12 protein-coding genes are annotated in these 15,983 nt (G+C 68.3%); 7 read left to right on the forward strand and 5 right to left on the reverse strand.

The window, feature by feature from the left end; all coding sequences use genetic code 11:
• Window positions 1-119 precede the first annotated feature (119 nt).
• The 4 genes from dgcA to ACIGFL_RS00820 form a co-directional block, all read right to left on the reverse strand.
• Window positions 120-2,180 (reverse strand): dimethylglycine demethylation protein DgcA, encoded by a 2,061-nt coding sequence (gene dgcA / locus ACIGFL_RS00805; RefSeq protein ID WP_397495809.1) that lies wholly within the window; start codon window positions 2,178-2,180, stop codon window positions 120-122.
• 78 nt (window positions 2,181-2,258) lie between these two features.
• Window positions 2,259-2,789: a DUF5943 domain-containing protein gene (locus ACIGFL_RS00810; protein ID WP_397495810.1), complete on the reverse strand. Its 531-nt coding sequence runs from the start codon at window positions 2,787-2,789 to the stop codon at window positions 2,259-2,261.
• 189 nt (window positions 2,790-2,978) lie between these two features.
• Window positions 2,979-3,956 (reverse strand): dipeptidase, encoded by a 978-nt coding sequence (locus ACIGFL_RS00815; RefSeq protein ID WP_021442441.1) that lies wholly within the window; start codon window positions 3,954-3,956, stop codon window positions 2,979-2,981.
• A 228-nt stretch (window positions 3,957-4,184) separates the two neighbouring features.
• On the reverse strand, window positions 4,185-5,132 hold the full coding sequence (locus ACIGFL_RS00820; RefSeq protein WP_021442440.1) for a GlxA family transcriptional regulator: 948 nt from the start codon (window positions 5,130-5,132) through the stop codon (window positions 4,185-4,187).
• A 224-nt stretch (window positions 5,133-5,356) separates the two neighbouring features.
• On the opposite strand from ACIGFL_RS00820, the gene choX reads away from it, so the two are divergent.
• From choX to ACIGFL_RS00845, 5 genes are all read left to right on the forward strand, one after another.
• Window positions 5,357-6,295: a choline ABC transporter substrate-binding protein gene (gene choX / locus ACIGFL_RS00825; protein WP_122109250.1), complete on the forward strand. Its 939-nt coding sequence runs from the start codon at window positions 5,357-5,359 to the stop codon at window positions 6,293-6,295.
• Between the two features lie 101 nt (window positions 6,296-6,396).
• Window positions 6,397-7,281 (forward strand): 3-keto-5-aminohexanoate cleavage protein, encoded by an 885-nt coding sequence (locus ACIGFL_RS00830; protein ID WP_122109249.1) that lies wholly within the window; start codon window positions 6,397-6,399, stop codon window positions 7,279-7,281.
• 133 nt (window positions 7,282-7,414) lie between these two features.
• The gene (locus tag ACIGFL_RS00835; protein WP_397495811.1) at window positions 7,415-8,380 is read left to right on the forward strand and encodes an L-carnitine dehydrogenase; all 966 of its coding nucleotides are present in this window, start codon (window positions 7,415-7,417) and stop codon (window positions 8,378-8,380) included.
• Window positions 8,381-8,460: 80 nt separating this feature from the next.
• Window positions 8,461-8,946, forward strand: coding sequence for a thioesterase family protein (locus tag ACIGFL_RS00840; RefSeq protein WP_397495812.1), 486 nt, complete (start codon window positions 8,461-8,463; stop codon window positions 8,944-8,946).
• 89 nt (window positions 8,947-9,035) lie between these two features.
• A complete protein-coding gene (locus ACIGFL_RS00845) occupies window positions 9,036-10,223 on the forward strand; it encodes a gamma-butyrobetaine dioxygenase (protein ID WP_397495813.1) in 1,188 nt (395 codons plus the stop codon).
• A 45-nt stretch (window positions 10,224-10,268) separates the two neighbouring features.
• Here ACIGFL_RS00845 and ACIGFL_RS00850 read toward each other — a convergent pair whose 3' ends face one another.
• Complete coding sequence (locus tag ACIGFL_RS00850; RefSeq protein ID WP_397495814.1) at window positions 10,269-10,664, reverse strand: YkgJ family cysteine cluster protein; 396 nt, start codon at window positions 10,662-10,664, stop codon at window positions 10,269-10,271.
• Between the two features lie 223 nt (window positions 10,665-10,887).
• Here ACIGFL_RS00850 and ACIGFL_RS00855 point away from each other — a divergent pair, with 223 nt between their 5' ends.
• Together ACIGFL_RS00855 and ACIGFL_RS00860 are read left to right on the forward strand one after the other, a co-directional pair.
• On the forward strand, window positions 10,888-14,535 hold the full coding sequence (locus tag ACIGFL_RS00855) for a DUF2339 domain-containing protein (RefSeq protein ID WP_397495815.1): 3,648 nt from the start codon (window positions 10,888-10,890) through the stop codon (window positions 14,533-14,535).
• Window positions 14,535-15,875: a DUF3999 domain-containing protein gene (locus ACIGFL_RS00860; RefSeq protein ID WP_397496611.1), complete on the forward strand. Its 1,341-nt coding sequence runs from the start codon at window positions 14,535-14,537 to the stop codon at window positions 15,873-15,875. The genes ACIGFL_RS00855 and ACIGFL_RS00860 overlap by 1 nt, the downstream gene beginning before the upstream one ends.
• Window positions 15,876-15,983 lie beyond the last annotated feature (108 nt).

Consider the following 15,983-nt stretch of genomic DNA (forward strand, 5'->3'; position numbering starts at 1 on the left):
CGGGGAGCGCGTAGCGCTCCCCGTGTTCGGTCAATGCCGCAGGCCGGTTCTGCGAACCGGATCTTGGGCTTCGTTCCTCAGCGCCAACCTACGTCCGTCCAACCACCGAAGGCGTTGGCTTAAAAGTCCTTGCACAGCCGCAGCGCGTCGTAGATCGCCGCGTGGGTGTTGCGCTGGGCCACGCAGTCGCCGATGCGGAACAGCAGGTAGCCGTCGCCCGTCTCGGCCAGGCAGGGCTGCGGCTTGATCGCGAACAGCGCCTCGACGTCGATCTGGCCCTTGTTGCGCGAGCCTTCCTTCAGCGCGTAGTACAGCGACTCGTCCGGACGCACGCCGTTCTCCACCACCACCTGGTCGACCACGCGCTCTTCCTTGGCGCCGGTGTATTCGTTCTCCAGTACCGCCACCAGCTTGTCGCCCTCGCGGTAGACCTTTTCCAGCATCATGTCGCCGGTCATGATCACTTCCTTGGGGTAGATGCTGCGGTAGTAGGTGGGGAAGCTGGTGCCGCCCATGGCCACGCCCGGCTTGATGTCGTCGGTGACGATCTCGACCTGCGAGCCCTTGTCGGCCATGAAGTCGGCCACCGACATGCCGGTGAATTCGCAGATGGTGTCGTAGACCAGCACGTTCTTGCCCGGGGCGACCTTGCCGTCGAGCACGTCCCAGCTGCTCACCACCAGGCCTTCGGCCGCGCCCCAGTGCTCGTTCTGCTCCAGGTACGGATGGCCGCCGTTGGCCAGCACGATGATGTCGGCGCGCATGTCCTGAATGGTCGCCACGTCGGCGGCGGTGCCCAGGCGCAGGTCGACGTTCAGGCGCGCCAGCTCCAGCTGGTACCAGCGGGTGATGCCGGCGATCTGGTCGCGCTGCGGCGCCTTGGAGGCGGTGGTGATCTGCCCGCCGAGGGCATCCTTCTTCTCGAACAGGGTCACGTCGTGGCCACGCTCGGCGGCGACGCGCGCCGCTTCCATCCCGGCCGGGCCGCCGCCGACCACCACCACCTTGCGCTTGGGCCCGGTGGATTTCTCGATGATATGCGGCACGCCCATGTATTCACGGGAAGTCGCGGCGTTCTGGATGCACAGCACGTCCAGACCCTGGTACTGGCGGTCGATGCAGTAGTTGGCGCCGACGCACTGCTTGATCTGGTCGACCTGGCCCATCTTGATCTTGGCGATCAGGTGCGGGTCGGCGATGTGCGCGCGGGTCATGCCGACCATGTCCACATAGCCGCCTTCGAGGATGCGGGTGGCCTGGTTCGGGTCCTTGATGTTCTGCGCGTGCAGCACCGGCACCTTGACCACTTCCTTGATCCCGGCCGCCAGGTGCAGGAAGGGCTCCGGCGGGTAGCTCATGTTGGGGATGACGTTGGCCAGGGTGTTGTGGGTGTCGCAACCCGACCCCACCACGCCGATAAAGTCGATCATGCCGGTGGCGTCGTAGTAGGCGGCGATCTGCTTCATGTCCTCGTGGGACAGGCCATCCGGATGGAATTCGTCGCCGCAGATACGCATGCCCACGCAGAAGTCCGGGCCCACCTCGGCACGCACCGCCTTGAGCACCTCCAGGCCGAACTTCATGCGGCCCTCGAAGGTGCCGCCCCATTCGTCGGTGCGCTTGTTGACCCGCGGGCTCCAGAACTGGTCGATCATGTGCTGGTGCACGGCGGACAGCTCGACGCCGTCCAGGCCGCCTTCCTTGGCCCGGCGTGCGGCCTGGGCGTAGTTGCCGATCACCCGCCAGATCTCTTCCGGCTCGATGGTCTTGCAGGTGGCGCGGTGCACCGGCTCGCGGATGCCGGAGGGCGACATCAGGGTCGGCCAGTTGAAGCCGTCCCAGCGCGAGCGACGACCCATGTGGGTAATCTGGATCATGATCTTGGCGCCGTGCTTGTGCATGGCGTCGGCCAGATTCTGGAAGTGCGGGATGATACGGTCGGTGGACAGGTTGACCGAGCTCCACCATTCCTGCGGGCTGTCGATGGCCACCACCGAGGAACCGCCGCAGATGGCCAGGCCGATGCCGCCCTTGGCCTTCTCTTCGTAGTACTTGACGTAGCGCTCGGTGGTCATGCCGCCGTCGGTGGCGTAGACCTCGGCGTGCGCGGTGGACAGCACGCGGTTGCGGATGGTCAGCTTGCCGATCTGGATCGGCTGGAACATTGCTTCGAAGGCCATTACGGCATCCTCACGGTAAGCGCTCTAGCGGTGTGGGAGGCGCTCTAGCGACTCTCCCACGCATTTCTTATGGGTGACTCAGAGTGGCCGGGTGACGAACAGGCCGTCGTCGTGGCCTTCCTCGGCACCGCTGTATTCCTGCACGGTGACGGTGCGGATCGGGCTGCCCTTGGCGGCGAGGATCTGGTCGATGGCGCCGGAGAACCAGCCGGTGAACATGTAGTCGACCTTGCGACCCACCTTGCCGTACACGTAGACGAAGGCCGAGTGCTTGAGCTTGACCTCGGCGTAGCCGGTTTCCAGGTCGAGCTTCTGCGTTTCGAACAGGCCCCAGCCGCGCTGCGACAGGCGCTTCATGTAGTGCTCGAACACCGCGGCGCCCTCGAGGCCGTGGCACTCGGCTTCCTTCTCGCACCAATGCCAGGCGGACTTGTAGCCGGCCTTGTAGAGGATCTCGGCGTACTTCTCGGCGCCGAGCACTTCCTCGATGCCCATGTGGTTGTTGACGAAGAAATGCCGCGGCACGTAGAGCATCGGCAGGGCGTCGGTGGTCCAGACGCCGGTTTCGTCGTCGACGGCGATGGGCATTTCGGGGGCGTGGGTGGCCATGTGTTCTAGCTCCAGAATTCGATTTGCAGTTGGCGCCGGCCTGTCTCGTAGGTTGGTGCTGAGCTTGCGAAGCCCAACACCCGGTTCGCAGAACCGCCAGCGGCGTTGTCGGTGAACTCGTGGCGCGCTGCGCACGCCTCGTTGGGCCTCGTTCCTCGGCGCCAACCTACGTGGCGCCGAGTAGCGGGATCATTCGCCCCAGACGTCCTTCAGCACGCGCACCCAGTTCTCGCCCATGACCTTGCGCACCACGCGCTCGGGCATGCCGCGCTTGAGCAGGGTCTCGGTGAGGTTGGGGAATTCGCCGACGGTGCGGATGCCCAGCGGGTTGACGATCTTGCCGAAGTTGGTCAGGCGGCGGGCGTAGCCCTTGTCGTGGGTCAGGTACTCGAAGAAGTCCTGGCCATGGCCCTGGGTGAAGTCGGTGCCGATGCCGATGGCGTCTTCGCCGACCAGGTTCATCACGTACTCGATGGCCTCGGCGTAGTCGTCGATGGTCGAGTCGATGCCCTTGGCCAGGAAGGGGGCGAACATGGTCACGCCGACGAAGCCGCCGTGGTCGGCGATGAACTTCAGCTCTTCGTCGGACTTGTTGCGCGGGTGCTCTTTCAGGCCCGATGGCAGGCAGTGCGAGTAGCACACCGGCTTCTTCGACTCGAGGATGACTTCCTCGGAAGTCTTGGAGCCGACGTGGGACAGGTCGCACATGATGCCGACGCGGTTCATCTCGGCGACGATCTCGCGACCGAAGCCGGACAGGCCGCCGTCGCGCTCGTAGCAGCCGGTGCCGATCAGGTTCTGGGTGTTGTAGCACATCTGCACGATGCCCACGCCGAGCTGCTTGAACACCTCGACGTAGCCGATCTGGTCCTCGAACGCATGGGCGTTCTGGAAGCCGTAGAGGATGCCGGTCTTGCCCTGCTCCTTGGCCTTGCGGATATCGGCGGTGGTGCGCACCGGCATGACCAGGTCGCTGTTATCGCGAATCAGGTTGTTGCTGGCGACTATGTTGTTGACCGTGGCCTGGAACCCTTCCCACACGGACACGGTGCAGTTGGCGGCGGTCAGGCCGCCCTTGCGCATGTCCTCGAACAGTTCGCGGTTCCACTTGGCGATGATCAGACCGTCGATGACGATGCTGTCGGCGTGCAATTCGGCTGGGCTCATCAGGCTTGTCCCCTGGGCGTATGACCGATCCGGAGCGTCGGTGCTTTGGACAGAGCTTATCCCTGGGGGGCGGGGCGACCCGGTGCAAAAACGACTGGGGGTTTGCCGAAAGCGTCAAGCCGAGGTCGCGAACGGATAAGCCGTCGCTCCGCCCGTTACCGCTTGGCCGGATGCAATCCGGGGAATCCGCGGCGCCTGGCCCCGGATTGCATCCGGTCTACGTCGGGTCTAGCCGACCGGCCGCTCATGGCGATCCTGGCTGGGACTGGCGGCGAAGTGCTGGCGGTAGCAGCGCGAGAAATACGACGCCGAGTCGAAGCCGCAGGCCAGGCCCACCTCCAGCACGCTGAGATCGCTCTGGCGCAGCAGCTGGCGCGCCTTGTCCAGGCGCAAACCGAGGTAGAAGGCCGAAGGCGTGGTGTGCAGGTGGTGGCGGAACAGCCGCTCCAGCTGGCGCACGCTGACCCCGACCTGCTCGGCCAGCTCCTCGCAGGGCAGCGGCTGCTCGCAGTGGCGCTCCATCTCGCCGATCACCCGCACCAGTTTCTTGTTGTGCAGGTCGTAGCGGCTGGCGATCTGCATGCGCTGGTGATCCTGGCGGGTGCGGATGCGGCCGAGCACGAACTGCTCGGAGACCTGCACCGCCAGCGGTTCGCCGTGATCGCGGCCGATCAGCCCGAGCATCAGGTCGAGGCTGCTGGTGCCGCCGGCGCTGGTGATGCGCCGGCCATCGATCTCGAACAGCTCCTGGGTCACCTGCAGCTGCGGGTAGCGCTCGCAGAAGGCGTCGATCGCCTCCCAGTGCAGGGTCAGGCGCTGCTGCTCGAACAGCCCGGCCTCGGCCAGCACGAAGCTGCCGGTGTCGATGGCGCCGAGCACCTTGACCTCGCGTTCGCGGCGTTGCAGCCAATGGGCCAGGCGTTTGTCGTAGTACGCCAGGGGCTCGAAACCGGCGACCACGAACAGCGCCTGGACCTCTTCCGGCAACTCCAGGCCGGCCTCGACGTTGAGCGACATGCCGTTGCTCGCCGCCACCGCCTCGCCGTCCAGGCTGAGCAGGCGCCAGCGGTACAGCTCGCCGCGAAAGCGGTTGGCCACGCGCAGCGGCTCGATGGCCGACATCAGGCCTATCATCGAGAAACCGGGCAGCAGCAGGAAGGCGAAGGTTTGGGTCATGGGCAATCCGCCAGTAGGGTGCCCTCCATTAAGAAGCCAGGCGCCAGCGCCGCGCAAGATAAGGTCGCCATAGGTCAAGCAATGGTCGGCTAAGTGGGAATTTTCCGGCGCAGCGGCGCGTAAGGTGGCTCCATCGGGACCAATCGATCCCGCAACACGGTGGGGGCCGACCGGCCTCTAGAAGAACGAAAGCAAACCGCTGTGACACGATGAGGAGCACCCAGATGAAAGGTCTTACCGCGCTGGCCGCATGCTGCACCCTGAGCTTGTTCAGTTCCTCCCTGCTGGCCGCCGAAGATGCCAGTTGTCAGAAGGCACGTATCGGTCTGGTCGGCTGGACCGACGTGGTCGCCACCACGGCCGTGGCTGCAACCCTGCTCGAAGGCCTGGGCTATCAAACCACCCAGACCCAGGCCTCGCAGCAGATCATCTTTTCCGGCATCGGCAAGAAGCAGGTCGACTTCTTCCTCGGCTACTGGAAGCCGCTGATGGACGACAACATCAAGCCGTTCCAGGACAAGGGCGAAGTCAAGGTGCTCGCCGAGCCGGGCCTGAGCGACGGCATCTCCAGCCTGGCGGTGCCTACCTACCTGGCCGAGGCGGGCCTGAGAACCTATGCCGACATCGCCAAGTTCCGCGACCAGCTGGACGGCAAGATCTATGGTATCGACCCGGGCACCGGGGCCAACACCACCATCCAGAAGATGATCGACACCAACCAGTTCGGCCTCGGCGGCTTCAAGCTGGTGGAATCCAGCGAGGCGGCCATGCTCGCGGCGGTCAGTCGCGCGGTCAAGGCCAAGAAGCCGGTGGTGTTCTTCGGCTGGAAGCCGCACCCGATGAACATCAAGATGGACCTGACCTACCTCACCGGCAGCGAGGACGTGTTCGGCGCCGATGAAGGCCTGGCCACGGTATGGACCGTGGTCGCCCCGGACTATGCCCAGCGCTGCCCCAACGTCGACCGCCTGCTCCATAACCTGACCTTCAGCGCCGCCCAGGAAAGCGAGCTGATGGAGCCGATCATGGCCCGCGAGGAGGCCAAGGCCGTGGCCCGTCGCTGGCTCAAGGACAATCCGCAGGACCTCGACCGCCTGCTGGCCGGGGTGACCACCTTCGACGGCCAGGACGGCGTGACGGCAGTACGGGCCGCCCTCGACTGAGACGCGCCGCGGCGCCGCCTCCCTCTTCAACCATCATCTGCCGTGCGTGCGCCTCTGGCGGCGTACGGCACCCTTTCGCCTCGAATAAGGATGGAGATTCCATGAACTACGAAGTCATCGTCACCTGCGCGGTGACCGGCGCCGGCGACACCGTCGGCAAGCACCCGGCCATCCCGGTCACGCCCAAGGAAATCGCCGCCGCCGCCATCGAGGCAGCCAAGGCCGGCGCCACCGTTGCCCACTGCCATGTGCGCGATCCGCAAACCGGCAAGCCGAGCCGCAACGTGGCGCTGTACCGCGAGGTGGTCGAGCGCATCCGCGAGAGCGACACCGACGTGATCATCAACCTCACCGCCGGCATGGGCGGCGACCTGGAAATCGGCCGCGGCGAGCAGCCGCTGGAGTTCGGCGCCGGCACCGACCTGGTCGGTCCGCTGGAGCGTCTGGCGCATGTCGAGGAACTGCTGCCGGAGATCTGCACCCTGGACTGCGGCACCCTGAATTTCGGCGACGGCGACTTCATCTATGTCTCCACCCCGGCGCAGCTGCGTGCCGGCGCCAAACGCATCACCGAGCTGGGGGTGAAGGCCGAGCTGGAAATCTTCGACACCGGCCACCTGTGGTTCGCCAAGCAGCTGCTCAAGGAGGGCTTGCTGGAAGACCCGCTGATCCAGCTGTGCCTGGGCATTCCCTGGGGCGCGCCGGCCGACACCACGACCATGAAGGCCATGGCCGACAACCTGCCGCCGGGCATCACCTGGGCCGGCTTCGGCATCGGCCGCATGCAGATGCCCATGGTCGCTCAGGCCATGCTGCTCGGCGGCAACGTGCGGGTCGGCCTGGAAGACAACATCTGGCTGGATCGCGGCGTGCACGCCAGCAACGGCCAGCTGGTCGAGCGCGCCATCGAGATCATCGAACGCCTCGGCGGCCGCGCCCTGACCCCGGCCGAAGGCCGCGAGAAGATGAAGCTCAAGCGCCGTTAACGATTTTCTCCCCTCTCCCACTGGGAGAGGGGCCGGGGGAGAGGGCCTGTGGGCATCCCCCGTAGCCCGGAGGCAATCCGGGAAAATTTCATCTGCCATGCCCCGGATCGCATCCGGGCTACCGGAGTTCACCATGACCTTCGTTACCCATATCAAGACCTTCGCCGCCCTCGGCACCGGCGTGATCGGCGCCGGCTGGATCGCCCGCGCCCTGGCCCGCGGCCTCGACGTGATCGCCTGGGACCCGGCGCCCGGCGCCGAGGCCGCGCTGCGCACGCGCCTGGCCAATGCCTGGCCGGCGCTGCAGCAGCAGGGCCTGGCCCCCGGCGCCTCGCTGGAGCGCCTGCGCTTCGTGAACACCATCGAAGACTGCGTGCGCGATGCCGATTTCATCCAGGAGAGCGCCCCCGAGCGCCTCGAGCTCAAGTGCGAGCTGCACGCCAAGATCAGCGCCGCCGCGCGCCCGGATGTGTTGATCGGCTCCAGCACCTCGGGCCTGCTGCCCAGCGAATTCTATGCAGACGCCAAGCATCCCGAGCGCTGCCTGGTCGGCCACCCGTTCAACCCGGTGTATCTGCTGCCGCTGGTGGAGGTGGTGGGCGGCGCGAAGACCGCCCCGGAGGCGGTGCAGGCCGCCATCGAGGTCTACCAATCGCTGGGCATGCGCCCGCTGCATGTGCGCAAGGAGGTGCCGGGCTTTATCGCCGACCGCCTGCTCGAGGCGCTGTGGCGCGAGGCGCTGCACCTGGTCAACGATGGCGTGGCGACCACCGGCGAGATCGACGATGCGATCCGTTTCGGCGCCGGCCTGCGCTGGTCGTTCATGGGCAGCTTCCTGACCTATACCCTGGCCGGCGGCCCGGCCGGCATGCGCCACTTCATGGCCCAGTTCGGCCCGGCGCTGAAGCTGCCCTGGACGTACCTCGAGGCGCCGGAGCTGACCGAGGGGCTGATCGACGCGGTGGTCGAGGGCACTGCCGAGCAGCAGGGCGAACGCAGCCTGGATGCCCTGGAGCGCTACCGCGACGATTGCCTGCTGGCGGTGCTGGAGGCGATCCGCCAGACCAAGGCCAGGCATGGTTTCGAGTTCGCCGAGTAACCGCGTCTTTCCGGTGCGTACGGCGCACCCTACGCGCGCTCCCGCCTGCGGGGGCGCGCCTTGTCGGAGCGAGTCCATCCATGTCTGTCCAAGCGCTGAGCACCTACCGTAGCGCCATTCCCCCCGAGTGGGTGGATTACAACGGCCATCTGCGCGATGCCTTCTATCTGCTGATCTTCAGCTACGCCACCGACGCGCTTATGGACCACCTGGGCCTGGACGAGGCGGGGCGTGCCCGCAGCGGCCACACCCTGTACACCCTGGAGTGCCACCTCAACTACCTGGCCGAGGTCAAGCTCGGCGCCGAGGTAGAGGTGCGCACCCAGTTGCTGGCGCATGACGGCAAGCGCCTGCACATCCACCACGGCCTCTACTACCCGGAGGGCGAGGAACTGCTTGCCGCCAGCGAGCAGATGCTGATGAACATCGACACTGCCGGCGGCCGCTCGGCCGCGTTCGACGAGCAGGTGCGGCAACGGCTGCTGGCGTTGGCGCAGGCCCATCGGAGCCTGCCCAGACCGCTGCATGTCGGCCGGGTCATAGCCTTGCCCCCGGCCAGGGCCTAGTGCCCGGCCGGCAGGCCAGGATGGCCTGGTGTGCGTCCCCCCATCCCTGACAACAATTTCGCGGGCCAGCATCCCGCAAGGAGACCGCCATGAATGCCGTAGACCCCTCGCTCCAGGCCGCACCCATCGCCGATTGGCGCACCTACCCGATCAGTGCCGATCTGGTCGGTCTCGACGCCACCCGCGACAGCCTGCAGGTCACCTGGAGCGATGGCCGGGTCAGTCCCTTCCACTACCAGTGGCTGCGCGACAACTGCCCCTGCAGCCAGTGCGTCTACGGCGTGACCCGGGAACAGCTGCTGGAGATCGTCGACGTGGCGGAGGAGCTGGCTCCGCAGCGGACCCGCATCGACGAGCAGGGCCATCTGCTGATCGACTGGCTGGGCGGTCACCACAGCCGCTTCCACCCCGGTTGGCTGCGGGCTCACGCCTATGATTCGGCATCGCGCGAAGAGCGCCAGGCGCAGCGTCCGCAACCGCAGCTGTGGGGCGCCGAACTGGCCGAGCAGTTGCCGCGCTTCGACTACCAGGCGGTGCTCGAGGATGACGCCACCCTGTTGCGCTGGTTGCTGGCGGTGCGCGATCTGGGCCTGACCCAGCTGGTGGCGGTGCCGGCCAGCGAGGGCGTCCTGCTCCGGCTCGCCAAGCGCATTTCCTTCATTCGCGAGAGCAACTTCGGCGTGCTGTTCGACGTGCAGTCCAAGGCCGATGCCGACAGCAACGCCTACACCGCCTTCAACCTGCCGCTGCACACCGACCTGCCGACCCGCGAGCTGCAGCCGGGCCTGCAGTTCCTGCATTGCCTGGTCAACGACGCGACGGGCGGCGAGAGCGTGTTCGTCGACGGTTTCGCCATCGCCGAGGCGCTGCACCAGGAGTCGCCCGAGCTGTTCGACATCCTGTGCACGACGCCGGTGGAGTTCCGCAACAAGAGCCGCACCAGCGATTACCGCTGCCTGGCGCCGATCATCGCGCTGGATGCCGAGGGGCGGATCAGCGAGGTGCGCATGGCCAACTTCCTGCGCGGCCCGTTCGACGCGCCGGTCGAGCGCATGCCGGCGCTGTATCGTGCCTACCGGCGCTTCATCGCCCTGACCCGCGAGCCACGCTTTCGCTTGCAGCGCCGGCTCGAGGCCGGGCAGCTGTGGTGCTTCGACAATCGGCGGGTGATGCACGCGCGCACCGAATTCGACCCGGCCAGCGGCGCGCGGCATTTTCAGGGGTGCTATGTCGACCGTGACGAGCTGCTGTCGCGGATCCGCGTGCTGCAGCGCTGATATACCCGAAATGCGCGGCGCTGCAGCGCGCCGCGCATGCCCGGCCTACTTCGGTTTGTAAGCGCAATACCCCGGCCGCGGGCCGACCTTGGGATGATGGCGGCAGGTGTCCGGGCGCTTGTCGTAGACGGTGCACAGGCGCGTCTTGCGATCGAGGAACAGGCAGTCGTTGTTGGACATGCGGGTCAGGGTAAAGATGCCCGACTTCTGGTTGAAGCGTTCCACCACGCCGTCCTTCTGCAGGCGCTTGGCGATGTTCTTCGGTGGCTCGCTGCGCTCGAACTCGTCCACCAGTTCCAGGCGGATCAGGTCGTTCAGGCGTACTTCCACGGGCAGGGTGCAGCAGCTGGACATGCAGCTGTGGCACATGTCGGCCGTGTATTTGGCCCAGGTTTCCAGGCGGTCGAGTTCGGCGGCGGCGATCAGGCGGGGCTTCATCATGGTCGGGTCATGGGCGGTCTGCGCCGCGCGGGTTGGGGGCGGCGATGATAGCGGGCGCGCCGCGTTTGTGAAGCACCGGCCGGCAGTTGCCCACTTTGCGTTGTGCCTGTGACCGCTGTGGCAGTCGTCTCCCTGGGTGTTGGCGAGCGCGCCTCCTATACTGGGCGCACCTCGGCCTGCCAGGGATGCGAGGCGACTTCCTTATCGGAGCGGGACACACTGCATGCAATGGATCTTCATGCTGGTCGGCTTGGTACTCGGCGCTGGGGTCAGCGAATCCGTCACCGGCGCCATTCTCGGCGGCCTGCTCGGCCTGAGTCTGGGCCAGGCGCTGCGCCTGCACGGCCTGGAGCAGCGCAACGGGCAACTGGCCGCCCAGCTCAAGGAGTTCGCCGAACGCTTCGAACGCGGCACCAGCGCCATCCACGAGCGCCTGCTCAGGGTGGAGCAGGGCGAGCGGGGCGAACCGCAGATGCCGCCACCGGCCGAGCAGGCCTCACCCGTCGCGGCCGAGCTCAAGCCCGAACCGCCGCTCGAGCCGGTTGTGGCCGAGGCCACAACCGAGCAGGCGCCAGAGGCGGAGCTGGACTGGACGCTGGAGCCGGAAATCGAGGCGCCGCCGCCACAACCCGTCGAAGCGCCAGCGCCCGTAGCCGCGCAGGTCGCCCAGGAGCCGCCTCCGGCGCCCCAGGCCGGCCCCTGGAAACCCCGCGAGCCGCGTGAGCCTAACCTGCTCGAACGCGGCTTCGCCGCCGCCAAGGCCTGGCTGCTGGGCGGCAACACCGTATTGCGGGTCGGTGTGGTGCTGCTGTTCCTCGGCCTGGCCTTCCTGCTGCGCTACGCCACCGAAGGCGTCGAGGTACCGGTCGAGCTGCGTTACATGGGCGTGGCGGCCAGCGCGCTGGCCCTGCTCGGCCTGGGCTGGTGGCTGCGCCTGCGCAATCCCGGCTACGCCTTGGTGCTGCAGGGCACCGGCATCGCCGTGCTGTACCTGACGGTATTCGCCGCCATGCGCCTGCATCCGCTGCTCGACCCCGGCATGGCGCTGGGGCTGCTGGTGGCGGTGACGTTGTGCTCGGCGATTCTGGCCGTGCGGCAGAACGCCCTCGGCCTGGCCGCCGCGGCGGCGCTCGGCGGTTTCGCCGCGCCTATCCTGACCTCCACCGGCAGCGGCAACCATGTCGCGCTGTTCTCCTATTTCGCCCTGCTCAATGCCGGCATCTTCCTTATCGCCTGGTTCAAGGCCTGGCGCCTGCTCAACCTGATCGGCTTCGTCGGCACCTTCGGCATCGGTTTCGCCTGGGGGCTGCGCTCCTACACGCCGGAGCTGTTGTGGAGCACCCAGCCGTTCCTGGTCCTGTTCTTTTTGATGTACCTGGCCATCGGCCTGCTGTTCGCCCGGCGCAAGCTGCGCGAGGTGAGCGACGCCCCCGAGGAGCGCGACGCGCTGCTGCACTGGTCGGCGCGACGCGGCGACTATGTCGACGCCACCGCGCTGTTCGGCCCGCCGCTGATCGGCTTCGGCCTGCAGCTGGCGCTGGTGCGCCATATCGAGTTCGCTGCCGCGTTCAGCGCCCTCGGCCTGGGCCTGTTCTACCTGCTGCTGGCGCACCTGCTCAAGGCGCGTGCCGGGCATCGCGCGCTGCTACTGGTGGAGACCTGCCTGGCACTCGGTGTGGTGTTCGCCAGCCTGGCCATTCCCCTGGGCCTGGACGCGCGCTGGACCTCCGCGGCCTGGGCGGTGGAGGGCGCCGGTATCTTCTGGCTGGGGCTGCGCCAGGGGCGGCCGCTGGCCCGCGCCTTCGCCCTGCTGCTGCAACTCGGCGCGGCGCTGGCCTTCCTCCATGGCCTGGATGCCGGCTACGGCCGCCTGCTGGACGGCTCGCCGCTGGGCGCTTTGATGCTGGCTGCGGCGCTGCTGTTCAGCTATTGGCAGCTGCGCCGGGCACCGCAGGCCGCCAGTCGCTGGGAAAACCGCCTGCTGCCCTGGCTGGGCGTCGCCGGGCTGGCCTTCGTCTACCTGATCGCGCCGCTGCTGCTGGCCGCGCCGGGTACGGCCATCGCCTGGGCGCTGGCGGGGCTGGCCACCTTGCTGGTGGGGCTGCGTATCGGTGCGCGCAGCTTCGTGTTCAGCGCCTTCGCCATTCAACTGCTGGGCGGTCTGCTGTTTGTCGGCCAGATGGCGCTGGATGCGGCCTTCGGTCGCGGCGGTTTCGCCGCCGGCTGGCTGGGTCTGCTGGCGGCCTCGCTGCTCGGCTTCGGCCTGATCGCCGGCATGCTGCTGGCGGCGCGCGATCCGCAGATCCGCGCCAGCCGCCGGCTGCTGACCGGGCTGTCGCTGGTGCTGCTGGCGGGGCTGGCATTCGTCAACCTGGCGGTGCTGTTCGTCCTGCCCTGGGCCGCCGCCGCGGCGGTGTGGGGCGGTACGGGCCTGCTGATCCTCTGGCTGGCGCTTTACCTGCAGCAGCGCGTGGCCTTCTACTTCAGCCTGGCGTTGCAGGGGGTCGCCGGCCTGGCCTTCCTCGCCGCCGGGCCATTGCTGCTGGCAGGAATCAGCGGCGCGGGGCTGACGCCGCTGGCGCATACCGGCTTCTGGACGCCGGCGGTGCTCGGCCTGGCCGCGCAGGTCGGCGCCTGGCGCCTGCAGGCCCTGGCGCGGCGCGAGGGCGCCGGCGGCTTGAGCGGTGTCAGCCTGCTGCGCCTGGGCCAGCTGCTGCTGGTCTGGGGCGCGGCCTGGTGGGCCCTGGCCCTGGCCAGCGAGGTGCTGCGCTTCGCCGCACCGGCGTTGCAGACGGCCCTGTTGCTCGGCGCCGCAACCCTCAGCGTGGCCCTCTGGGGGCTGGTCGCCGCGCGCAGCCAGTGGCGCGAGCTGGCGCTGCTGTGCAGCCTGCTGGCGCCGCTGGGCGGGTTGATCCTGCTGCACGCCTGGCACGGCTGGTATCACCCGGCGGCGAACTTCGCCTGGCTGGCCTGGTTGGCTCTGTTCGCCGTGCATTTCCTCGTCCTGCGCCGGCTCGGCGCCCTGTTGCCAAGCCGGGCGGCGAGCGCGGCGCACGTGCTCGGCTGCTGGCTGCTGCTCGGGGTGCTGGCGCTGGAGCTGCGCTACCTGCTGCTGAGCCTGTCCGAGCACTACAACGCCTGGCGCTGGCTGGGCTGGGCGCTGCTGCCCACCGCCTACCTGTGGGCGATGGCGCTGCCGCGCAGCTGGCCCTGGCCGCTGTCGGCGCATGCCCGCGACTACCGCCTGCTGGCCGCCGCACCGCTGGCGCTGCTGATGCTGGCCTGGTTCTGGCTGGCCAACGCGCTCAGCGCCGGCGACGCCGAGCCGCTGGCCTACCTGCCGCTGCTCAATCCGCTGGAGCTGGGGCTGCTGCTGGGCCTGGGCGCCCTGTTCGCCTGGGGCCGCTTCGCCCTGCCGCGTCTCGGCCTGGAGCCTGCGCGGGCGCTGCAGCTGACCCAGGGCGTGGCGGGGCTGTCGCTGTTCGCCCTGCTGACGGTGATGGTGATGCGTAGCGCCCACCACTGGGGCGGCGTGCCCTGGCACAGCGCGGCGCTGCTGGATTCGATGCTGGTGCAGGCCGGGCTGTCCATCGTCTGGACCCTGATCGCCCTGGCGCTGATGCTCTTCGGTCACTTGCGGGTACGCCGCGAACTGTGGCTGGTCGGCGCGGCGCTGATCGCCGTGGTGGTGGCCAAGCTGCTGTTCGTCGAGCTGGGCAACCGCGGCGGCCTGGAGCGCATCGTGTCCTTTATCGGGGTCGGCGTGCTGCTGCTGGTGGTGGGCTATTTCGCCCCCTTGCCGCCGCGCCAGGCCGAACCACCTTCCAGCAACGAGCAACCAGCCTCGGCCCACAAGGAGCCCGCCGCGTGATGCGCATCCGTCCGTTTCTACTGCTGGCCCTGCTGCTGGGCGGCGCCGTACAGGCCGCCGAGCGCCCGCAGGACTTCCGCCAGACGCTGCCGCTGCAGCTGTCCGGCGAGGGCCCCTGGTATCGCCTCGAGCTACCCATCGCCGCGCACCTGGCCGCGCGCCACGGCGACCTGCGCGATCTGCGGGTGTTCGACGCCGGCGGCCAGGCGCAGGCCTATGCGCTGATTCCCGGGCGCAGCGAGACCCTGGAGCACGAGCAGGAACACGGCGTGCGCTGGTTCCCCCTGCACGGCCGGGCCGATGCCGCGCAGGCGCCTGCGCTGCGGGTCGAGCGCAGCACCACGGGCACCCTGATCGAGCTGCGCGGCGAGTCCGCTGCCGAACCGGACCAGCAACTGCGCGGCTGGCTGCTCGACGCCAGCGCCATCGACGCCCCATTGGTGCGCCTGACTCTGGACTGGAGCGGCGGCGAGGAGGGCTTTCAGCGCTTCGCCATCGAGGCCAGCGACGACCTGCAGCACTGGCGCGACTGGGGCGAGGGGCAGCTGGCGCGGCTGAGTTTCGCCGCCGAGCGCATCGACCAGCGCCAGGTCGAGCTGTCGGGCCAGCGCGCGCGCTACCTGCGCCTGCTCTGGCGCAGCCCGCAGCAGGCGCCGCAGCTGGAAACGGTGACCCTGCGCAGCCGCCGGCAGGACCATCAGCCGGCACCGCTGGTGTGGTCCGAGCCGCTGCCGGCGCAGCGCGCTGGCGACGGTCAGTACCAGTGGCAGCTGCCGCTGGCCCTGCCGCTGGAGCGTCTGCGCCTGCCCCTGGAACAGGCCAATACCCTGGCGCCGCTGCGCTTCGAGGCGCGCGCGAGCGAGCAGGGGCCCTGGCGCCCGCTGGTCAGCGGCCTGCTCTATCGCCTGCCGGAGAACGGCCGCGAGGTGCGTCACGAGGAACTGGCGCTGCCGGGCTGGCCGGTGCAGCAGTTGCGCCTGCACCTGGATGCCCGCGGCGGAGGTCTGGGTGAGGCCGCGCCGCGTCTGCAGCTGGCGCTGCGCGCGACCCAGCTGGTGTTCCTCGCCCGCGGCGAGCCGCCGTACCGGCTGGCGCTGGGCCACGCCGGCGCGCAGTCGGCGGCGCTGCCGCTGGCCAGCCTGATTCCCGGCTACAAGCCCGAGCGTCTGGCCGGATTGGGACGTGCCGAGCTGGGTGAGCTGGCCAGTCAGGCGCAGCCGGCGAGCGGCGAGCCGCCGCGCGACTGGCAGCGCTTCGGACTTTGGGCTGTACTGCTGTTGGGAGTTGGGTTGCTGGCGGCGATGGCCGCCAGCCTGCTGCGTCGTCCGCCAAACGCCTGAGAGTGCGTGCGGAGCGAACAAACCCCTGTTGCAGCAGGGGTTTTGCAGTATCTTAGGCGCCCTGCGCCGAACCAGGAGTTGAGGTCAGGAAGGCCCTTGCGTATTTCG

The sequence above is a fragment of the Pseudomonas sp. NPDC077649 genome (genome assembly GCF_044542855.1).
GTDB lineage: Bacteria > Pseudomonadota > Gammaproteobacteria > Pseudomonadales > Pseudomonadaceae > Aquipseudomonas.